At 62.3% G+C, this 20,429-nt stretch carries 19 protein-coding genes; 8 read left to right on the top strand and 11 right to left on the bottom strand.

The genetic code is table 11. The features are described from left to right. Positions 1-48: 48 nt before the first annotated feature. The 3 genes from tsaB to VIZ63_RS17645 are packed head-to-tail and all read right to left on the bottom strand — an operon-like array spanning position 49 to position 3,250. On the bottom strand, positions 49-711 hold the full coding sequence (tsaB, locus tag VIZ63_RS17655) for a tRNA (adenosine(37)-N6)-threonylcarbamoyltransferase complex dimerization subunit type 1 TsaB (RefSeq protein ID WP_331611012.1): 663 nt from the start codon (positions 709-711) through the stop codon (positions 49-51). Continuing rightward, a complete protein-coding gene (locus VIZ63_RS17650; RefSeq protein ID WP_331611010.1) occupies positions 708-2,684 on the bottom strand; it encodes an ATP-dependent DNA helicase in 1,977 nt (658 codons plus the stop codon). Before VIZ63_RS17650 ends, tsaB begins: the two co-directional genes overlap by 4 nt. Continuing rightward, positions 2,684-3,250, bottom strand: coding sequence for a hypothetical protein (locus tag VIZ63_RS17645; RefSeq protein WP_331611009.1), 567 nt, complete (start codon positions 3,248-3,250; stop codon positions 2,684-2,686). The genes VIZ63_RS17650 and VIZ63_RS17645 overlap by 1 nt, the downstream gene beginning before the upstream one ends. A gap of 195 nt (positions 3,251-3,445) precedes the next feature. On the opposite strand from VIZ63_RS17645, the gene VIZ63_RS17640 reads away from it, so the two are divergent. Beyond that, positions 3,446-5,182 carry a phosphoenolpyruvate carboxykinase (GTP) gene (locus VIZ63_RS17640; RefSeq protein WP_349261217.1) on the top strand — a complete coding sequence of 579 codons (1,737 nt, stop codon included), beginning with the start codon at positions 3,446-3,448 and terminating at the stop codon, positions 5,180-5,182. A 239-nt stretch (positions 5,183-5,421) separates the two neighbouring features. Here the strand turns inward: VIZ63_RS17640 and VIZ63_RS17635 are convergent, their stop codons facing one another. Beyond that, positions 5,422-6,333, bottom strand: a complete 912-nt coding sequence (locus VIZ63_RS17635) for an adenylate/guanylate cyclase domain-containing protein (protein ID WP_331611007.1) — start codon at positions 6,331-6,333, stop codon at positions 5,422-5,424. Positions 6,334-6,648: 315 nt separating this feature from the next. Between VIZ63_RS17635 and VIZ63_RS17630 the strand changes: the two genes are divergently transcribed. Further along, positions 6,649-7,995: a M20/M25/M40 family metallo-hydrolase gene (locus VIZ63_RS17630; protein WP_331611005.1), complete on the top strand. Its 1,347-nt coding sequence runs from the start codon at positions 6,649-6,651 to the stop codon at positions 7,993-7,995. A gap of 4 nt (positions 7,996-7,999) precedes the next feature. Here the strand turns inward: VIZ63_RS17630 and dusA are convergent, their stop codons facing one another. Continuing rightward, on the bottom strand, positions 8,000-9,028 hold the full coding sequence (dusA, locus tag VIZ63_RS17625; RefSeq protein WP_331611004.1) for a tRNA dihydrouridine(20/20a) synthase DusA: 1,029 nt from the start codon (positions 9,026-9,028) through the stop codon (positions 8,000-8,002). Between the two features lie 104 nt (positions 9,029-9,132). Between dusA and VIZ63_RS17620 the strand changes: the two genes are divergently transcribed. Then, positions 9,133-9,417: a hypothetical protein gene (locus VIZ63_RS17620; RefSeq protein WP_331611003.1), complete on the top strand. Its 285-nt coding sequence runs from the start codon at positions 9,133-9,135 to the stop codon at positions 9,415-9,417. 328 nt (positions 9,418-9,745) lie between these two features. After that, positions 9,746-10,570, top strand: a complete 825-nt coding sequence (locus VIZ63_RS17615; RefSeq protein WP_331611002.1) for a creatininase family protein — start codon at positions 9,746-9,748, stop codon at positions 10,568-10,570. On the opposite strand, the gene VIZ63_RS17610 is transcribed toward VIZ63_RS17615, so the two are convergent. Then, positions 10,548-11,768: a GTP cyclohydrolase II gene (locus VIZ63_RS17610; RefSeq protein ID WP_331611001.1), complete on the bottom strand. Its 1,221-nt coding sequence runs from the start codon at positions 11,766-11,768 to the stop codon at positions 10,548-10,550. The two genes, VIZ63_RS17615 and VIZ63_RS17610, sit on opposite strands and share 23 nt — an antisense overlap. A 37-nt stretch (positions 11,769-11,805) precedes the next feature. Between VIZ63_RS17610 and VIZ63_RS17605 the strand changes: the two genes are divergently transcribed. Beyond that, complete coding sequence (locus tag VIZ63_RS17605; RefSeq protein ID WP_331611000.1) at positions 11,806-12,735, top strand: RibD family protein; 930 nt, start codon at positions 11,806-11,808, stop codon at positions 12,733-12,735. On the opposite strand, the gene VIZ63_RS17600 is transcribed toward VIZ63_RS17605, so the two are convergent. The 4 genes from VIZ63_RS17600 to VIZ63_RS17585 are packed head-to-tail and all read right to left on the bottom strand — an operon-like array spanning position 12,716 to position 16,041. Next, complete coding sequence (locus tag VIZ63_RS17600; RefSeq protein WP_331610999.1) at positions 12,716-13,531, bottom strand: hypothetical protein; 816 nt, start codon at positions 13,529-13,531, stop codon at positions 12,716-12,718. The two genes, VIZ63_RS17605 and VIZ63_RS17600, sit on opposite strands and share 20 nt — an antisense overlap. Further along, positions 13,531-14,637: a glycosyltransferase family 4 protein gene (locus VIZ63_RS17595; RefSeq protein ID WP_331610998.1), complete on the bottom strand. Its 1,107-nt coding sequence runs from the start codon at positions 14,635-14,637 to the stop codon at positions 13,531-13,533. Before VIZ63_RS17595 ends, VIZ63_RS17600 begins: the two co-directional genes overlap by 1 nt. A 31-nt stretch (positions 14,638-14,668) precedes the next feature. Then, a complete protein-coding gene (locus VIZ63_RS17590; protein ID WP_331610997.1) occupies positions 14,669-15,067 on the bottom strand; it encodes a 6-carboxytetrahydropterin synthase in 399 nt (132 codons plus the stop codon). Continuing rightward, the gene (locus tag VIZ63_RS17585; protein ID WP_331610996.1) at positions 15,067-16,041 is read right to left on the bottom strand and encodes a zinc-binding alcohol dehydrogenase; all 975 of its coding nucleotides are present in this window, start codon (positions 16,039-16,041) and stop codon (positions 15,067-15,069) included. Before VIZ63_RS17585 ends, VIZ63_RS17590 begins: the two co-directional genes overlap by 1 nt. Here VIZ63_RS17585 and VIZ63_RS17580 point away from each other — a divergent pair. The 3 genes from VIZ63_RS17580 to VIZ63_RS17570 are packed head-to-tail and all read left to right on the top strand — an operon-like array spanning position 16,040 to position 19,187. Continuing rightward, on the top strand, positions 16,040-16,780 hold the full coding sequence (locus tag VIZ63_RS17580; RefSeq protein ID WP_331610994.1) for a CDP-alcohol phosphatidyltransferase family protein: 741 nt from the start codon (positions 16,040-16,042) through the stop codon (positions 16,778-16,780). The two genes, VIZ63_RS17585 and VIZ63_RS17580, sit on opposite strands and share 2 nt — an antisense overlap. Then, a complete protein-coding gene (locus VIZ63_RS17575; protein ID WP_331610992.1) occupies positions 16,780-18,525 on the top strand; it encodes a sulfatase-like hydrolase/transferase in 1,746 nt (581 codons plus the stop codon). The genes VIZ63_RS17580 and VIZ63_RS17575 overlap by 1 nt, the downstream gene beginning before the upstream one ends. A 44-nt stretch (positions 18,526-18,569) precedes the next feature. Continuing rightward, positions 18,570-19,187 carry a YceI family protein gene (locus VIZ63_RS17570; RefSeq protein ID WP_331610991.1) on the top strand — a complete coding sequence of 206 codons (618 nt, stop codon included), beginning with the start codon at positions 18,570-18,572 and terminating at the stop codon, positions 19,185-19,187. A 642-nt stretch (positions 19,188-19,829) separates the two neighbouring features. Here the strand turns inward: VIZ63_RS17570 and VIZ63_RS17565 are convergent. Then, a complete protein-coding gene (locus VIZ63_RS17565) occupies positions 19,830-20,237 on the bottom strand; it encodes an OsmC family protein (RefSeq protein ID WP_331610990.1) in 408 nt (135 codons plus the stop codon). Between the last annotated feature and the right edge of the window lie 192 nt (positions 20,238-20,429).

The raw sequence follows: 20,429 nt of genomic DNA, 5'->3' as shown, positions 1-20,429 counted from the left end.
CGATGAAGGCCGCAGCCCCTACGGTGAATACCGCACTCCTGTCACATGTCACTTCTTGGCGATCGCCACGTTGTCACGCAGGTACACCGGTTGCGCTTCATGCGCCGGCCGGCCCTCTCCTCTCAATAAGGATGCCTCGCCCAGCAGAGCGATTTCCATTGCGCGCGGCAATGCATGGACCGGCGACAGGTCGGAAAACCTCTGTGCGAGTTCCGGATAGGCAGCAAAGCCGCTGCCGGCAGCGCGCATGACATTACCGATAGCGATGCTCACGGACGCAGGAGCCGCGACGCTCTCGATGCCGACGCCGACGACCAATCCGTCATCGGCGCAGTCGTAGAGACCCCAGTAGACTTCGTTCATCCGGGCATCCATGCACACCAGTGTGCGTTCGCCGATCCGGGCCACCTGCTGCGCCACGGCGGCCAGATTGGAAACTCCGACGGTCGTGAGTCCGGCGCCGAACGCCAGTCCCTGCACGACGCCAATGGCGATGCGTACTCCGGTGAAGCCCCCCGGCCCGCGGCCGTAAGCGATTCCATCCAGTTCGGCGAGTTGCACCCCGCCCTCGGCCAGCACATCGCGCACCAGCGGCAGAATCATGTCGGCATGTCCACGCGGCGTATCGATCACGCGATCGATCGTCTGTCCGTCGATGCGCAACGCCACCGAGCAACGCTCCGTGGCCGTGTCGATGGCAAGAACTTTCATGAACCACTCTTCGTCATTGGAACAATCAACCCGATCTCGGCCAGGCGCGTCGTCAGGAACCCGGTCACTTCGGGCAACTGCGTCGTGACCGGCATCGCCGGCAGGCTCTGCAGAAAGATGCGCCCATACGCACGCGAACGCACGCGCTGATCGCAGAGCATGATGACGCCGAAATCATCGCGATCGCGAATCAGCCGTCCGACACCCTGCTTCAAGGCGATGACGGCTTGCGGCACCTGCTCTTCGAAAAATGCATTGCCGCCGCGACGCTCGATGGCGGCAAGACGCGCCTTGAGCACCGGATCGTCGGGCACCGCAAACGGCAACTTGTCGATCACGACGACCGACAGCGCAGCACCCTTGACATCGATGCCTTCCCAGAAGCTGCTCGTGCCCAGCAGCACCGCGTTACCCAGCTCGCGAAAACGTTTGAGCAGAATCTCGCGTGGGGCATCGCCCTGCACCAGGATCGGATACGGCGCAGTCGAACCCAGTCGCTGCTGCAGCACGTCCGCCGCCTCGCGTAACGCGCGATGACTCGTGAAGAGCAGGAACGCACGCCCGCCACTGGCCTGCAGCACCGGCAACGCGGCATCCACTACCTGGCGCGTGTGCCTGGACGATGACGGCGGATCGATCCCCTGGGGCAGGTACAACAGCGCCTGCTGCTGGAAATCGAACGGGCTGCCGAACTTGGCCGTCGCGGGTTCGACGATTCCGACGCGACGGATGAAGTGATTGAAGTCATCACCGACGGCCAGCGTTGCGGACGTGCAGATCCAGGCACTCGAGTGCGTACCGATCAAGTCGCCCAATTGTTCGGCCACATCGACGGGTACGTAGTGAAAGGAAATGCCGTTGCGATTCACTTGCGCCCAACGCACGCTGGCCGCGGCTGCTTCATCCCCGTGTTCGAGTAACAGACTCATCCGCGCACCGAGATCCGCTGCGCGGCGGCGCACCGATGCCAGCCCCGGCTGATCGGCCGGAACATTGGCCAGCGCCTTGTTGAGATCGCCGAGCGAAAACTGCAAGGCCTCGAGGGATTCGATCACTCCGTTCGGCCAGTGCCCGGATTCATGACGCTGCTGACCGGTACCGAGCGCGTCCTGCAGATCGATGATGCGTCGCTCGAGTGTCTGTGCGAACGAAGATGCGATATCGATCTGCGTCGCACTGGCCACGAGTTCGATCGCAAGATCGCGCGCCAGGGCCTGCAGCTGCCAGCCCGATACGGCAAAGCCGAGGAACGCTGACGCGACATCCGGCAATTGGTGCGCCTCGTCGATGACGATGGCATCGGCCCCCGGCAACAGATCGCCGAAGCCCTCCTCCTTGAGCACCAGATCGGCCATCAGCAAATGATGGTTCACGACGACGACATCGGAGGCCTGCGCTTCACGCCGCGCCTTCATCACGTGACAGCGATCGAAGAAGCTGCATTCCGCACCGAGGCAGTTATCGCGATTCGACGTAACCCACGGCCACACCGGTTCGGATTCGCTGAACCGCGCGAGTTCCGCGATATCGCCGTTGCGCGTGATCTGGGCCCAGTCGCGCACGTAGGGCAGCGCGGTCGCGACTTCGCGGCGCAGTCCGCGCGCGACCGCCTGCTGTTCCGCGAGCTCGAGCCGGTGCAGACACAGATAATTGGTGCGCCCTTTCAACAGCGCCACCCGCACCGGCAGACCGAGCGCCCCTGTGACGGTCGGCAGATCGCGGCGGAACAGCTGATCCTGCAGCGTGCGAGTCCCCGTCGACACGATCACGCGCTTGCGCGACAGCAGCACCGGCACCAGGTATGCGTAGGTTTTTCCCGTGCCGGTGCCGGCTTCGACGATCAGGCGTCCACCCGCGCGCAGCGCGCTGGACACCTCCTGAGCCATCGCAATCTGCTCGGGCCGCGTCGTGAACCCGGGCACCGAGCGCGCGAGAGGGCCGTCTGCGCCGAAGATTTCTTCCCAGTCGTGCATCAGCGGAATACCGCCCGGAAGCGCGCCAATGCAACAGCGCCTGGGGCGAGTGCATTACGCAGACGCCAACGAATGTGCGTGTAGTCCTGTGGCCTTGCGGGACGCGTGAGCGCTGCAGGATCGATGGTCGTGGCCTCCATCAGCGCGATGGCCGACTGATCCACGACCGTGAGCTGCCCTTCCTTGCCAAAGGTCCGCCCGCCATCGGCAGAGACGCTGACTTCGACACCCGGTCCGGTCGCCGACCCGGACACGTAGTGAGTGTTTTCGGGAACGAGCTGCACGACCTCGACATTCTTCGCGGCAACGCTGGCGGGATTGCGGATGCGGACGGTGTAGAAAATTTCCTGCCCCTGCTCCAGCGTCCTGGCTGGAACGAGGCGTACGATGCGCCGACCGCCAGGGGCCGGCACTTCCTCTCGCACCTCGGCCACCAGCGTGACTTCGACCTCGTCCGCAGCAGTCGCCCGAAAAGTGGTGCACAGGGCAAAAAGTCCCAGGCCCACGCAACGCATGCCGATCTGCAGGCGGTCGAACAACGCGGTGTCACGTAATCCCTGGATCATGGCGATCCCGGAACTGCAGGCCGGGGCGGCTCGGAGGAACATGCGGGCTGAAGAATCATGAACATAACGACGATTGTAGGAGGTCAGTAAAGGTTCAACGACAGCGTGGACGCCCGGTATACTCCCACTCCCGGTTTTTTCTTGCGGCCTGCAGATCCGTCTGTCAGGCGGCCACCGTCGGAGGTTTGCGTCGAGATGAGCATGAATGCGTCGCTGAATGGTTGGGTAGAAGAGATCGCACGACTGACCAGGCCTGATTCAATCCATTGGTGCACCGGGTCGGACGCCGAGAACGCTGGCCTGATCGAGGTGATGCTCGCCAGCGGCGATCTTATCAAGCTGAACCCCACTACCCACCCGAACTGCTACCTGCACCGCTCGAATCCTTCCGACGTCGCACGCGTCGAACACCTGACGTTCGTCTGCACGCGCTCGCGCGAGGACGCCGGCCCCAACAATATCTGGATGGATCCTGCGGAGGCGCACCGCAAGATCGACGCACTGTTCGAAGGCGCGATGCGCGGCCGCACCATGTACGTGATTCCGTACTGCATGGGCCCCATCGACTCGCCCTACTCGCGCTGCGGCGTGGAGATCACCGACAGTCCTTACGTCGTCGCGAACATGCGCATCATGACGCGCATGGGCGAAGAGGCGCTGCGACGCATCGAGCGCGAGGGCACGTTCGTGAAAGGCCTGCATTCGATCGGCGATCTCGATCCCGAGCGTCGCTTCATCATGCACTTCCCCGAAGAACTCTCGATCAAGAGCGTGGGCTCGGGCTACGGCGGCAACGCGCTGCTCGGCAAGAAATGTCATGCGCTGCGCATTGCCAGCTGGCAGGCGCGCGATGAAGGCTGGCTGGCCGAGCACATGCTCATCATGGGCATCCAGAGCCCCGAAGGCCACACGCACTATATCGCTGGCGCGTTCCCATCAGCCTGCGGCAAGACGAATCTGGCGATGCTCGTGCCGCCGGAATCGATGCCGGGCTGGAAGATCTGGACCGTCGGCGATGACATCTGCTGGATGCAGGTCGGCAAGGATGGCCAGCTGCGCGCCATCAATCCGGAGGCCGGTTACTTCGGCGTCGTGCCTGGCACGAACCGCAAGACCAACAAGAACGCCTACGACATGATTCAGCGCGACACGATTTTCACGAACGTCGCACTGACCGCGGACAACCAGCCCTGGTGGGAAGGCATGGAAAGCGGCACTCCTGCCACCGACTGGCAGGGCAAGCCCTACTCCGGTCAGGGCGCGGCGGCGCATCCGAATTCGCGCTTCACCGTATCGGCCAGGCAGAACCCGATTTACTCCTCGCTGGCAGAAGCGCCTGATGGCGTGCCGATCTCCGCGATCCTGTTCGGCGGCCGCCGGCGTGAAGTCGCACCGCTCGTCTATGAAGCCCGCAGCTGGTCGCATGGCGTGCTGGTCGGCGCCGGCATGGCTTCCGAAACGACTGCGGCCGCGGTCGGCCAGATGGGTGTCGTGCGCCGCGATTCCATGGCCATGAAACCATTCTGCGGCTACAACTTCGGCGACTACTGGAAACACTGGCTGTCGCTGGAGAGCAAGACCAGCACGCTGCCGCGCATCTTCCACGTCAACTGGTTCCGCCAGGACAAGAACGGCAAGTTCATGTGGCCGGGTTACGGCGAAAACCTGCGCGTGCTGCAGTGGGTTGCGAATCGCTGCGACGGCAAGACCGAAGCGATCGAGTCGCCCATCGGCTACCTGCCCTCCCCCGACGATCTGAACGTCGACGGCATCGACATCGACGAGGACACACTGCGCACACTGCTTTCCGTCGATGTACCGGCCTGGCGCCAGGAGATCGAGGCAATCGGCAAGTACCTCGATGAGTTCCAGGAGCACGTGCCAGAGAAGCTGCGCGAAGAGCAGCGCAGCGTGGCGGCGAGACTGGGGTAAGGAAGAAGGGGCCAGGGGCTAGGGGCCAGGTAAACGCTGATCAAGCCCCTTCTCTAGTCGTTGCCGCGCAGGCAGCCTCACAGGGATTTCCGTTGGTCAGTATCCACTTGAAGCAGGAAGATGGATCCCCGCCTACGCGAGGATGACGACTTGATCAGCGCTACCTGGACCTGAAGAGACAGAGCGTTACCTTCGCCGGGCTTGTCGGGTCACTTCCTGCCCGGGCTAGACCCTAGAGCCTACTCTTCGCAGCTGTACCGCAGCGTCAGCGGCGAGCCGTTTTCCGGCACCCGGCCGAACCCGATCATCCCTTCACTCTTGAGCTGCATGCTGTCGCGGCGAACGAAGGCTTCCTCGCCCTCCTTCGTGGTGACGAACGTCCCGTTCGTGCTCTGGTCCACCAGCAGGAACTTGCCCCGGCTGAACTCGATACGCGCGTGCAGGCGCGAGATCAGGTTGCCCTTCACGACGACATCGTTCTCTTCGGCACGGCCGATGGTGATGTTGCTGTGGGTATCGTCGACGACGAGATCCTGCCCAAGGAATTTGAGATTCAGACGCCGCGGGCGATGCTTTTCGCGCGAAACCGCGGCACTCAGCGCGATCGCGGGCAGCATGCTGGTGGCGTCTTCCTTCTGCCACAGCACTTCGTACAGCTCGTCTTCGCTGGTCTTGCCCTTCAGCGTGGCCACATCGATCTGCCGGACCGAGGAGCGCCACTCGGGCGCGAGCCGGCTGACCATCGCGCTCGTGATCATGACCTGGCCGGCCTTCGCCTGGCTGGTCATGCGATTCGCGGTATGGACGGCCGCACCGAAAATATCGCGATTCTCGAGGACCACCGGACCAAAGTGCCCACCGATGCGAATCGCGATGGACTGACCTTCGACCTTGAGACCTGAGTGCGTGCGGATATCGTGCTGCATGCGGCTGGCCGCATTCACCGCATCGTTCGGCGTGGGGAACGTCGCCATGATCTCATCGCCGATGGTCTTGATCACGGTGCCGTGATTCTGTTCCGTGGCCGAGCGCATGATCTCCACGCAGGTCAGCACCATGTCGCGCGCGCGCAGGTCGCCCATGACTTCATAGATCCGGGTGCTGCCGACGACATCGGCGAACAGAATGGCCAGTTCGATGTCTTTGCCCATGACCTCTTGATGCTCAATCTCAGCGGATCCGCGCCGGGGTCCATGGCGATATCGCAACGGACCGATCCATCGTTCGTATTACCGGCAATGCACTCCTCCGGAGTGGCGTGCCCTGTGCCGCTACAGCGGGCTCTGCCGGGACTGCCCGGCACATCGCCGGAAAGCGCTGGCATTATATACACAACGCTACATAAGCTCGCCCGTCCGAAGGGGTTCACGTCGACCGGAGTTCTCCCGATGACTGCCAAGGTTGAATTTCCTCCACGTTTTGCAGCGTTTTTTGCCTGCCTGGCGCTGTGGTGCCCTGCCCTTGTCATGTCAGCAGACTGGTCGGAAGGGGATCTTGATCTCGCCGCGACCCTGCGGGATCGCGCAACGGAGGGGACCAGGGCGTACGAGCACGTCAGTTCGCTGGTCACGGAGGTCGGCCCGCGATTCGCAGGGTCCGCGGGCGATACGGCCGCGGTCCGGTGGGCGCTGAACACATTGGGCACGCTCGGGTTCTCGCAGGTCCGCACACAGGATGTATTGGTGCCGCGCTGGGTGCGCGGTACAGCGGAAGTATCGATTCTCGCGCCATTCCCACAGCCGCTCGTGGCGGTGGCTCTCGGCGGCAGCGTGGGCACAGCCGAAGAAGGCATCGAAGCGTCCGTCGTCCGCGTGGAATCGCTCGACGCGCTCAAGGCTTTGTCGGCGGATGCCGTGAAGGGCCGGATCGTCTTCATCGATCAGCGCATGGAGCGCACGCGCGATGCGAGCGGCTATGGCGCGACAGTGGCCATCCGCTCGCAGGGACCGAGCATCGCTGCCGACCTCGGCGCAGTGGCGCTGGTTATCCGCTCCGTCGGCACGTCACCCGATCGCATCGCGCACACAGGCGGCCTCACCTATCGCGCCGACGCGCCGCGTATTCCGGCGTTCGCCGTTTCGAATCCTGATGCCGACCTGCTCGCGCGACAAGTCAACGCCGGTAAACCCGTGCGACTGCACCTGCATTCGACGGCCCGCGAGTTGCCGCCGGCATGGTCCGCCAATGTCATCGGCGAAATTCCCGGCGGTGAGCGCGCGGACGAGGTCGTGCTGCTCGGCGCACACCTCGACTCCTGGGATGTGGGCCCGGGTGCCGTCGACGATGGCGCGGGCGTGGCCATCGTGATGGAGGCCGCGCGATTGATCGGTCGGCTCGGACGCAAACCCGCACGCACCATCCGGGTCGTGCTGTTCGCCAACGAAGAGTTCGGACTGTCTGGCGCACGCGAATATGCCCGTCAGATCGGTGAAGAAATGAATCGCCATGTGGTCGCGTTCGAAGCCGATCTCGGCCAGGGTCCCGTGTGGCGACTCGATTCGCGCGTGGCGCCGGAAGCGCTGCCGGCCATCTCACAGATGCTCAAGGTTCTGCAACCGCTGAACCTCGAAAGCGGCATGAACACCGCATCCGGGGGTGCGGACCTGCGGCCACTGCGCGAAGCTGGTGTTCCCGTGCTGGACCTGTCCCTCGACGCGACGAACTACTTCGACATTCACCACACCGCGAACGATACGCTGGCCAAGATCGACGCCAGGACGCTCGATCAATCCGTGGCCGCGTTTGCCGTCACCGCGTGGCTCGCGGCCACGAAACAGGGAGACTTCGGTCGATTGCAATCGAAGACGGAATGACGGATCAGACAACGATCCGTAGTGCTTCGATCAATACGTCCGCGTTCGCTGCCGGCTGCGCGGACTGCTCCGACAGGAAGCGCCTCCACGCACGCACGTTCGGCAGTCCCGCATACAGCCCCTGAATGTGCCTCACCATCGTCCGCAGTCGCTGCCCTTCTGCGATGCGCGCTCCGCAATACGTCGCGTACTGCTCGACGACGGCTTCGCGCGAAGGCAGCGACCACGACGGATCGATCAACGCCTGGTGCAGATGCGCCAGCACATAGGGATTGTGATAGGCCTCGCGCCCCAGCATCGCGCCGTCGAAATTCTCCAGGTGAGAACGCACTTCCTCCACCGTACGCACACCGCCGTTCACAACAAACGTGAGCGCAGGAAAGTCACCGCACAGTCGCGCGGCTATGTCGTAGCGCAGTGGTGGAATCTCGCGGTTCTCCTTGGGACTCAATCCATTCAGGATGGCACGGCGCGCATGCACGACGAACGTGTCGCAGCCAGCCCGCGCGACCGTGCCCACGAAGTCGCGAAGAAATTCATACTCATCCATCTGCGGCGACGGCGACGGATCGATGCCGATACGGCATTTGACGGTGACAGGAATATCGACGACATCGCGCATCGCCGCCACACCGTCAGCCACTAGTGATGCCTCACCCATGAGACACGCACCGAAGCGCCCGCTCTTGACCCGATCGCTGGGACAACCGCAATTCAGATTGATCTCATCGTAACCAGCGTCTGCCCCGACTTTCGCCGCATCAGCAAGCTCACGGGGATCGCTGCCCCCCAACTGCAACGCCACGGGATGCTCTGCAGGATCGAAAGCCAGCAACCGGGTCGCATTACCCCGGACGATAGCGGCCGACGTGATCATTTCCGTGTACAGCAAAGCCGACGGACTCAGCAGCCGCAACAGATACCGACAGTGTCTATCCGTGTAGTCCATCATCGGGGCAACGCTGATGCGCCGATCCAGAGAAACACTGCGTTTTCCGTCCAAAGTGCCTAGTTTTATAGCGTTTTCCGTCATCGGCGTTTGTGCGAGATTCCTGCGGATTTGGGGGGATTCGTGGGTTGCGGAGGGGACAAAGAGGTGACAAGAATACCTTGTACCCTCCAATTTCAGGACATTGTATGGCCACTATCAGGCGGCGCCGTAAATCTGATGGGACGCTGCGCTACACGGCCCAGATTCACTTGCGCAAAGGGAAGTTCGTGGTTCACAGCGAAGCGAAGACTTTCATGCATTGCGCCGCCGCGGAGAAATGGGCCAAGGCTCGAGAAGTCGCGCTGGAAAGCCCTGGCGAACTGGCCCGCAGCCAGTTTGGGGATCGGTCCCCCAAAAAGCCTGAGCCGCTGGTACATCGACGACTTCAGAAAGATCTCCAGATGGCAGCGAACCAAACAATCACAGCTTGAGTTTCTGGAACGGGATTCGTTTGGTCTTGGCAATGCACTGAAGCTCACGTCCGCTGCACTCGTCGATCACGTCAGGTGGCGAACTTCAGAGAGCAAGCGGCGTAACGCATCTAATTGCGAAGGCGCTCTACAATCGCAGCAACTGGCTGGGACAGCTGCAACCAGTCGTCAGTCATACGACGGAATTTTTCTGGTTAGGACTCAGTGTCCTTGAGCGCTAGATGCACTGCATCAGTGCTCATGAATGAGCACTGGAGAGCCCTCGCAAGGGGAGTACGCCGTCGCGCATGGAATGCGGATCCGTGCGCTGTGATGCTACATTAACGCGATGATCGCTACCTGCTACTGGGAGAACTGCACCACTCGCGACCTGCTCGACCTACACCCTGAGGACACGGTTGCGCTGCTGCCAGTAAGCGCCGTGGAACAACATGGGCCGCACCTGCCGCTCGCCACGGATGCCATCATCTGCGATGGATTAGTGCGTTTGACGATGCAAAGAGTGCGGGAAGGCCTGCTCGTGCTGCCACCGGTGGCCATCGGCCACAGTCTGGAACATGTTTCGTTTGCGGGCACGTTGAGCGTCGCGGCGGAACCCTTGCTCGCCACTTGGCTGGAGATCGGTCGCAGCGTTGCGCGAACCGGCCTGCGCAAGCTCGTCATCCTCAATACTCACGGCGGGAACACCCCGCTCGTGCAGCTGGCTGCGCTGCGATTGCGGCAGGAGTTGGGAATGCTGGTGGTGCGCGCGAATTACTTTTCCTTTGGCAGTCCACCAGCACTGTTCGAAGAAGAGGAGTTAAGACACGGCATTCATGGCGGCGAAATGGAAACATCGCTGATGTTGCATTTGCGGCCGGAATTGGTCCGCCAGCAGGCGCTCGCCGACTTCAGAGCGCTCACTCACGACATGGCAGCCCGCAACGAGCTGCTCGGTCCGGAAAAGCCCATTGGATTTGGCTGGATGAGCGAGGACCTCAACGCGAACGGCGTCTGTGGAAATGCAGCTCGGGCAGATGCAGAACGCGGAGCGCAGTTGTTGTCCTACCAGGCCGATAAACTCGCAACGCTCATTGACGAGTGTCGGAGCACTCCCCTGACGACACTGCGACACAAACCCGGCGACCAGGCTAGAGGAACTCGTCCAGATTGATCTCGGGCATTAAATGCCCGGCTCGTTCGCGCTTGGCATGCAGATAGCGAGCGTTGTGCCGGCTCACCGCACCGATCAGCCGTTGACCGCCCACCACTTCGATGCCTGCGTTGCTCAGCCCCTCGATCTTGTTCAGATTGTTGGTGAGTAGCCTGATACGCGTCATGCCCAAATGCTTGAGCATGCTCGCCGCCGCAAGGTAACTGCGCTCATCCGCGCCGAAGCCCAAGTGCCTGTCGGCCTCGATGGTATCCATTCCCGTATCCTGCAAGCTGTAGGCGCGGAGCTTGTTCGCCAGCCCGATGCCGCGCCCTTCCTGTGCAAGATAGAGCAGCACGCCGCCACCGACGGCAGCCAACTGATCAACCGCCATTCGCAACTGATCGCCGCACTCACAGCGCAAGCTGGCCAGCAGATCTCCGGTCAGACACGCGGAATGCAAACGTACCGGAACAGTCGCGTGTTGCTGCGAGCCAATCAGCACCGCGACATGCTCGGAAGCGTCGCGATTGTCCCGAAACAACACCAGGCGGCAATCCTCGTGACCCGCGAGAGGAACCCGTGCCTCGCTGACCCGCTCGAGATCGAGGCTTGTCGACGGAGCGAGCCGCTTAAGCTGAGCGGTTGTGATCGTCAGTACGTCGCTCGACGGCGGCGGTGACGGGACCATCAAGACAGCGGGCAACAAGCGAGCACTTTTGGCCAGCTTCAGGGTAGCGCCGGTGTATGCGTCGCCTGCTTCCACCGACAAGCGGCGACCCGATGCGATCGATTCGGAATTGCCAGGGTGTGCACCGGCGAGCCATGCCACGACCGATTCCGATCTGAGCGCATGACCTTTCAACACTGCGCCATCGCGCTGGCCGCTCGCCAGGTCAGTGGATGGGCAAAGACCCAGGATGTCGGCGCGCTCTCTGGTGATCGCGAGCGCCGGATCAGCCTCGCCCGCCAGCGCCACCACGCGCGCCAACAAGGCTGCTGATGTCCTCTCAGCAGCGGCCACCAGCATGCCGCGCAGAACCGTGCCGGAACTGTCTGTTTCGCAGCAATACACAGCCCGCCCACAACGTAACTCATGGATGGCGCGTTCGATGGCGACTAGCGCCGGATCACCGTTTATTGCGTGCACGTTGAGCGTCTTTGCAAGTATGCGTCTGGCCGGTACGGTAGCATCCCTGCGAAGTTTCCCTGCGATCACGCGCCAACAGCGTACCGCGAATTCTTCAACAGGGTCTATGACGAATCTTTACGAACAGGCATGGCCGCTGATCCGCGCGGTGGCCGCTGCGAATCGCGCTGGCGATCAAATAGAAAATGGAGCGCTATTCGCGTTTGACGGTGAGAAGCTGACACCGGCCGCCACCCGCGCGGCGCGGCCGATACTGAGATACGATCAGGGTTGGCGATCACTCCTTGACGCGTCGGACGAACGCCAGGTCTGTCTGGATATGTATCTGCCGCTACTCGCGGCTCGTCCCGCTCCCCCTTTGGTCCTGGCCCAGCTTGGGCAAAGTCTCGACGGATTTATTGCTACCGCGAGTGGGCATTCTCACTTCGTGACCGGGCCGACGAGCATCGTGCATCTGCATTGTCTGCGCGCGCTCAGCGACTGCGTCATCGTCGGTGCGGGCACCGTTGCAGCCGACAATCCGCGCCTGACCACACGATTGGTGGACGGCCCGAACCCGGTGCGTGTCGTGCTCGATCCGAAACTGCGACTACCGCTCACTCGAGGTGTGTTTCGCGATGGCGAAGCCCCGACACTGCGGGTCCGGGCTCGAGGTGTGCCGCTGCCTTCGGAACTCGAGTCCGCCAACGTGCAGGAGCTCGAGGTCGCCACACTGGGCGGTCAACTGGATCTGCCTGCGCTATTGGGCGAGTTACGGTCGCGGGGCCTGCGGACCATTCTCGTCGAAGGCGGCGGTGTCACCGTTTCAGCCTTCCTCGCGGCGGGATTGATCGATCGAATGCATATCGTCGTCGCTCCTTTTGTTATTGGCGAAGGTCGCCCCGGGCTGCGTATCCCCTCCGCCGCACAGCTGCAGGATTGCGTGCGACCGCCGCCGCGCGTCTATGCGTTAGGTGGGGATATTCTCTTCGACTGCGACATGCGCAGTCATTCCGCGGCCGAGAGCGTCGCGCCGATCATCCGCAGAGTGCTTTAGGCCACGCCAGGAAATCCTGATGGCCGACTTGAATCCGCGACCTGCCGGCCTCCGCGTGGGCGTGGCGCCGTTTGCCCCACTGCTCGATGCAAGTGGCTTCCTGAGGCGCCATCTCGCAGGCGGCTGCTACCCAGCCCGCAATCAGTTCCCGCTGCAACGATTGGCCCTCGGGCCCGATCACCCAATCGCTCGGCGTGGTACGCGACTGAAATCCGCGTGATTCAAACACGCGACATGCGTGGCTGGTGGCATCCGGGCCGAGCGCGGGTCCAAACCCTTTATCGAGCCGCTGATGCCGATTCACCAGTGCGATGATCCAACTGTCATCCGGGTCCTCCGGCAGACATTGCACGCGCCCGTCATAGTTCAAAGAGAACAGCGCTGGCAGACCCAGCGCCGCGCAATGGAATGCCAGCGACTCCAACCAGGCAGCGGAAACCAGATCGAGCAGCGCCGAGGCCGTCACGAGCTGACATCCCGATAGCGGCAGCGACTCAAGACCAGCCGCAAGATCGAAATGCTGTGGCGAGACATTGCATTCGAAGCGCTCATCCGCGAGCTGCGACGGTTGCCGCGCGATCAGTTCGCGGTCGTTATCCAGTGTTTGCCAGTGCTGCCTGCCCTCAAGCAGCGGGGCCATGTAGCGAACGTTCGCCCCGGTACCCGCTCCAAAGTCCAACACTTGCAGCGGTCGCAACGGTAGCAGCGAACCCAGAGCGATCACGAGTTCCTGGCTACGGGCACGTGAATCGAAAGGCTCGCGCAGCTCGAGCCACTGGGCGCTGAAGCCACCCATCACATTGCTCCGCTCGCGTCCGGCCGCGCGCAGGAAACGCAGGTCAGGACCTCAGCCATCTTTTCACAGGCCATGCCCCAGTCCGGCACCTTGGCGCCAGCCACACGTGCGCCATCAGCAAAGCGTCGTCGCAGATCAGCATCGGACAACACTCGCGACAACGCATCGCGCAAAGCGGTGCGATCGCCAGGCTCTATCAGCGCGCCGGCATCGGGACCCACCAGTTCCTCGATCGCGCCAGTGCGTGTGCTGATGATCGGCAGGCCATGCACAAGCGCCTGCGCTATGGCCATGCCGTAGCCTTCGTAGCATGTTGCCAATACGAACAGATCAGCGGCACGAAACTGCGACTTCAGCCCGGCTTCATCGATCTCACCCATCAGCACGACGCGATCTTCCAACCCCGCTGCCGCGATGCGCGCTCTCAACGCACGCACAGTCGCCGGGCTGCGCTCCAGGCTGCCTACGCACGTGAGTGTCCAATTCAGATCGGTCAACTCGGTGAGCGCCTCGATGAGCAACTCATGTCCCTTGCGCGCTGTGATGGTGGCAACACAAAGCATGCGCACCGGAGCATCCGTACCGCTGGGCTGTTCATCGCAGTCGCGCGACTCCGTCACTGGCTGATCGGTTCCCGGCTCGATCACGGATATCCGGTCCGGCGCGACGTCATAGTCAGCGAGTGCTGCTCGAGTACGCTGGCTGGTCACAACGACGCTGCACATGGCTTGCAGCGCTCGGCGCTCCGATCCGAACAACCGATTGGCAAGCTCCGGAGCCAGCCCGGTTTCCGCCGCGAGCGGATGATGGACTAGACCGACCATGCGCAAACGATCCTTGTGAGCATGCACGACGTCCGGCATCGCGCCTAACGCCAGCCCGTCGATCACGACGAGACTGTTCGCGGGCAACGCCGAGATCAGCTCTGCCGCGTCTTCCAGCGCACGCGGAGTCGGTGTCGGAAAGCCGGGATCGAGTGAAACAACACTCGAGCTCCAGCCCAGCTGTCGCAAACCATCGAGCATGCGACGATCGTACTCATAGCCGCCGGTGGCGGTGAGCAGATCGCCCGGCAGCACCATGGTCAGGGCACGGCCCCTTGTCATTCGGGTTTCCAGCCGCGCATCCGCCACTGCGTCAAAGGCTATTCTCGTAGGCTGCCCACGCCACGTGCGACTCGTGCAGCGCCACGCGCAACGATTCGATTCCACGTGCGCCTTCACCCAGTTTGCCCGCATGCACGGCAGCAGCGAGGCGATCGAAAATAGCCTTTGCGAGGAATTCCGTCGTGGTGTTCTGTCCGTGGAATTCCGGCACTTCGTCGAGGTTTCGATAATTCAGAGCTGCAACGATGGACTTCAGCTCCTCGCTCGCACGCCCGATGTCGACGACGATCGAATCCGCATCCAGCTCGCGTCTGCGAAACTCGACGTCCACGACGTACGTGGCACCGTGCAGCCGTTGTGCGGGCCCAAACACGTCGCCTTTGAAACTGTGCGCGATCATCATGTGCTCGCGAACGCAAACGCTATACATCAGTCGTACCTCACCCGGTGCATGATCACATCGCCCGACCCGCTGGACAGTTGCTGCATGGTATGTGGCAAGTCCATGAAGCGGCTTTCTGAATTGATGAGCGCGTCGAGAGCCGCATCATTCAACAGAGACAGGGCGAGCTGTAGTCGGGAGTCTAGCGTACGACGCGCCCGCCGGACGCCGGCGACGTTCCCGACCTGCGAGGACTTGAGGACCAGCCGACGCGAATGAAATGCTTCGCCTAACGACACGCTCACTCGCCGATCGCCGTACCAGCTCAACTCCAGAACGGTGGCCTCGAAGCCGGCCAGGCGCAAAGCGAGCCCGAGCCCCGCTTCAGAACCGCTTGCGTGGACGACGACGTCCGCTTCGCCACGAGCGTCGTCAGGTAATGCAAATTCAGCGCCTAATTTGCATGCGATCGCCTTTCGCGCCGGGTTGATATCGATCAATTCGACCGTGCAGCCCGGAATGCGAGCGGCCAACCAGGCCACCAGACACCCGACGCTGCCGGCACCGATCACGCTGACACGATCGCCCGGCAGCACGCCGGCATCCCACACCGCATTCAACGCCGTCTCCATGTTGGCGGCCAACACGGCGCGCCCCGCAGGCACATCCGGCGGCAACGGATGCACCGCTGAGATCGGGACCACGAAGCGGTCCTGATGAGGATGCAGACAAAACACATCGCGCCCCTGATACTCCGGCGCACCTTGCAGCACCCTGCCAACCATGCAGTAGCCGTACTTCACCGGCGTCGGGAAGTCCCCCTCCTGAAAGGGAGCGCGCATCCGCGCGTACTCTGACAACGGGACGTTCCCGTTGAATACCAGTGACTCGGTGCCGCGACTGACACCGCTGAAGAGCGCCTGTACGATGAGCTCACCGACCCGCGGAGCGGTGAGCGGCAGTGGCCGGATCTCACCGTGGGCCGGCCCGGTAACCCAGAACGAGAGAGAGCGATCGGACATGCTGGATGAATGGCCCCGGCTGCTGCTGAAGAATGCGCTACGAAGCATTCTAGCGGTAATCCTGTTTGCGGTGACGTTGGCGTGGATGGCGGATGCGATGCTCGATCTGGGCGGAACGCTGCTGTCGAGAACCGTGGTCCTGGTCACCGTCGCCACCCTGCTCGTGTTCGGTCCCTTGCGAACTCATCATCCGTTTGATCGCGTTGGCGCAGCCAACCTCATCACCATGACGCGCGGCACCATGGTGCTGGTGCTGCTCGGCCTGGTGGGCACTCGCTCGACGCCGCAAGTCCAGGCTGTCGCGCTAGGCCTGGCGATGGTCAGCTCCGCTCTCGACGCAGCCGATGGCTGGGCAGCGCGACGGACACGGATGAGCAGCGCCTACGGCGCGCGCTTCGACATGGAAACGGATGCCTTGCTGATACTCACGCTGAGCATACTGGCCTGGCAGTTCGAGAAGGCTGGCGCGTGGGTCCTTGTCTCCGGGCTGATTCGTTATGCTTTCGTCATCGCCGCGTGGGTCCGACCCTGGCTTCGGCAGCCACTGCCCCCGAGCCATCGGCGCAAGGCCGTCGCCGCACTACAAACAGTATCGCTGGTGATAGCAATCGCGCCATTTGTCGATAGAAATATCAGTGCTGTGCTGTGCGCGTGCGCCCTCGCCGCACTTGCCTGGTCATTCCTCGTCGACATCGTGTGGCTCAAGCGGCATGGCCTGACGTCGGCGGCGGCAACCTGATGCATCGTTCCATCAGGTCGGCTAACCGCCAGACATCCGGCGCAACTCGCCTGTGGCGTGTGCTCGCGGTCATCGCCGCGCTTTACCTGCTCAACGCACTCGTTACGTTTCACAACGTCTGGCCGACGGTTTTCATACGCCCATCCAAGGAGCTATCGATCGAGCTGGCCGGCATCGTGTTGCTGATGGCTGCCTGGCTGCAGGTGGGATACACGATATCGCGTCGATGGCTCGTCGCACTCGCAGTGATCTTCGTGCTCGGCGCGATCGTTCGTTATGCCGAGGTGACCGCGCCTGCCCTCTATGGCCGCCAGGTGAATCTTTACTGGGACATTCAGTATCTGGGCGCGGTCACTGCGATGCTGACGCGCGTTGCCTCTCCCGGGCTGCTCGTTGTCTCGATCCTGGCAGCCGTTGCCGGCCTTACGATGCTTCACTTCGCTGCGCTCTGGTCGTGGCGCTGCATTACCGGTGCTCTGCAGTTCCAGCTCGTACGCGCCGTCGCAGCCGTCGCCGCAATCGCGGTCATCGTCGGTTTCACGCAGGAACAGCTGGCGCAAGAGCGGCCCCGCATTCCCCGCTTCGCCATGCCGATCAGCAAGACCTTCGGAGAGCAGTTCGCAAGGATTGGCGCCGCTGCGCTGGAGCGCGGTACCGTGCAGCAGCTGCCACCGTCACCGGCGCTGTCATCCACGCTATCGCTCATCGATGGCAGCGACGTGCTGGTCATCTTCGTCGAATCCTACGGACGCGTGGTTTACGACAACCGCCACCTGTTCGAAACACTCGAGCCGGCGCGAGCCGAACTGGCTGCCGCCATCACCGACACTGGTCGCACCGTCGTCTCCGGATTTGTCAAATCGCCCACCTTCGGCGGTGGCTCGTGGTTGGCGCACCTGAATTTCCTCTCCGGCATCGAAGTGCGAGATGCCAACCGTGGGAACTTGCTGATGACGCAATCCCGTCGCCTGTTCGGCGATGCGCTGGCCGAGCATGGGTATCGACGTGTCGGGCTCATGCCCGGCTTGAAAAAGCCCTGGCCCGAAGGCGGGTTTTACGGCTTCGACCGGATCTACGACGACGCGTCGCTCGGCTATGGCGGTCCGGCATTCGGCTGGTGGCGCATCCCCGATCAATTCTCGCTGGCAAGGCTGGAAACTCTGGAGCTCGCGCCTCGAACGAGCGCAGCGAACGAGCGCAGACCGCTATTCGTATTCTTCCCAACCATCACAACGCACGCGCCGTTTCACCCGACTCCGCCGTATCAAGCGGACTGGTCGCGGATGCTCGACCCGCAACCGTTCGACCAGGCCTCTTTGCGGGATTCGCTGTCGCAACCGCCCGATTGGACCGACCTGTCGCCGAGCTATTCGAACTCAGTGGCCTATTCGCTGCGAACATTCGCGGGCTATTTGCATACGCAGCGGCGTGACGATCTGATCGTTGTCATCATCGGCGATCATCAACCTCCCGCCATGGTGAGCGGATTGAACGCGTCATGGGACGTTCCAGTGCACGTGATCAGCACCAACCCGGCAGTGATCGACGCACTCGGAAGCTGCGGCTTCGTTTCCGGTCTCCTTCCGGCCAGGGAGACGCTCGGCGGCATGCATCAGCTCGGCCCGTCCTTGCTCTACGCCTTCGCAGCGCCGGCCCCGGACAGCACCACCACCCAAAACACTTCACTGTGCCCTTTGCGGCCCGGTGACCCTGCGCCGACGTACGATCCGACAGTGAGGAGTTGATCCAGATGCTGGCGTGCAACGATACTGTTCGCAGTGAACCCCGCTTGAGTACCGGCTGGAACTACGCAATGCGTTTGTGCTTCCCATGCGTTGCCCTTTGGGCACTCCTCGCCGGCGCGAATACATACGCAGCCGAGGAGCGCTACGAGCTCGATCCAGAGCACCTCACGATCGGCTTCCTGGTCAAACACCTCGGTTATGCGAACACGCTGGGTTTCTTTCGACAAGCGTCAGGCTCCTACACCTTCGATGAGGCTACGCGCTCGCTCAAGAATGTGCGCGTGGTCGTCGAGACCGGCAGCGTGTTCACCGCCCACGACAAACGCGACGATCACTTGCGCGGCTCCGATTTCCTGGATGCCTCCCGCACTTCGCGCATGATCTTCACCGCCGATTCTGCGAACTGGAGTGACGATAAGACCTTCCAGGTCGATGGCGAGCTCGAGCTCCTGGGCAGGCGCCGTCCGTTACGGCTTACCGGCACGCTCAACAAGAGCGGCATCTATCCGATCGGCGGCTCATCGAAACCGTATGTCATGGGCATGTCGCTGCGTGGCACGCTGAAACGCAGCGAGTGGGGAATGAACTACGGCGTCGCGAACGGCTGGGTGGGAGATGATGTCGATCTCATCATCGAGTTCGAAGCACGACGAATTCAATGACGCGCTCGTTCGAGCGCATATCCGGAGCGAGCGGAGTCACGCTCTCGTTGCTTCCAGACCTTCTTCCGATCTCGATCCGCTGAGTCTATTTCCTATTTCCTCAAGCGGCCCAATGTCACGGTTCAGCCGGAGCGCGTTCTATGCGCGATCGGCTGCAACCGCTTATTGGGCACCACTGCTCGCCTGGACGGTCTCAACGACAAACGACAGACTTTGCCCCAGGTATTGACCGGCGATCTCCCAGCATCCTGGCTGAGGGAAGTCGATACCGGTAAGCATGGTGCAGCCGCCCAGAGAGGGAGCATGTGCATTTGTTGGCTTGGAGATCACGGCGGTGACAGTGGCACCACTCAGTTCCCTGATCGTGACATTCAAATTCGAATCCATGCCCGGTCGGAAACCCGCACTCCACCAAAATAGCTTCACTGCGATTAACGCTCCGGGGGCGGTGGTCTGCCAGGTCCCTGTTTGAGGCAGCTGTACTGCCAGAGCTTCGCTTCCGTACCAATTCTCGGACTTGGGCAGTGGGGCTCCAAGAGCTTCGTGCCCGAATGTACGAGGACAAGTGAACTCCGCGACAGCTGAACCCGGACCCAGGAGCACTGCCTGTCTTATTACCCGTCTCTCCGGCCGGTCACTGACTCACGGCAGATCCCCAATAAAAACCACCGGCACCCCGGAGCGAAGAGTGTTGTGCACTTCTGCCACTGCGTCAGTTTGCCGAAGCAGATCCGCGATGGCAGGTGGACCAGCCGACGACGACACGTTGGCCCGATACCGAATGTTCGTGGCCGCCAAGCCAACACCGGGGAAGTCGGCCGTAGCCTCGACTTCCACCCCGGACAAGGGAATACCCAGGCGCGATGCCTCCCGGTAAAGGTCATTGCAATAGCAGGTCGCCAACGCAAGCAGCAAGAACTCGCCGCCGTTTACGCCGGATCCTGGGCCGGAATCCTTGCCGGGGATGGCAAGCGTTTGGGTCGCGCTATCGGTACGGACAGAGACTACGTGTCCGGCTCCAGAGCTCTTGACGATGGCCGAGATTTCCACTGTCGGTCTCCGAGAAATGCTTGCAGAGGGCTCTAACGCCATTGATCACGCGCGGGACGTGTCAGATTTTCTGTGTTCGAGGCGGTTTGCATTTAGTTCGCGGGTCTGACGAAGCGATCTCCGTACAGCACAGCGAACTGGTTCATCGCCAACTTCCATTCTCGCGCTGATCGTATCTTGCCATCGTTGATG

The sequence above is a fragment of the Povalibacter sp. genome (assembly GCF_036520495.1).
Classification (GTDB): domain Bacteria; phylum Pseudomonadota; class Gammaproteobacteria; order Steroidobacterales; family Steroidobacteraceae; genus Steroidobacter.
This window is presented reverse-complemented; position numbering and strand designations above follow the sequence as displayed.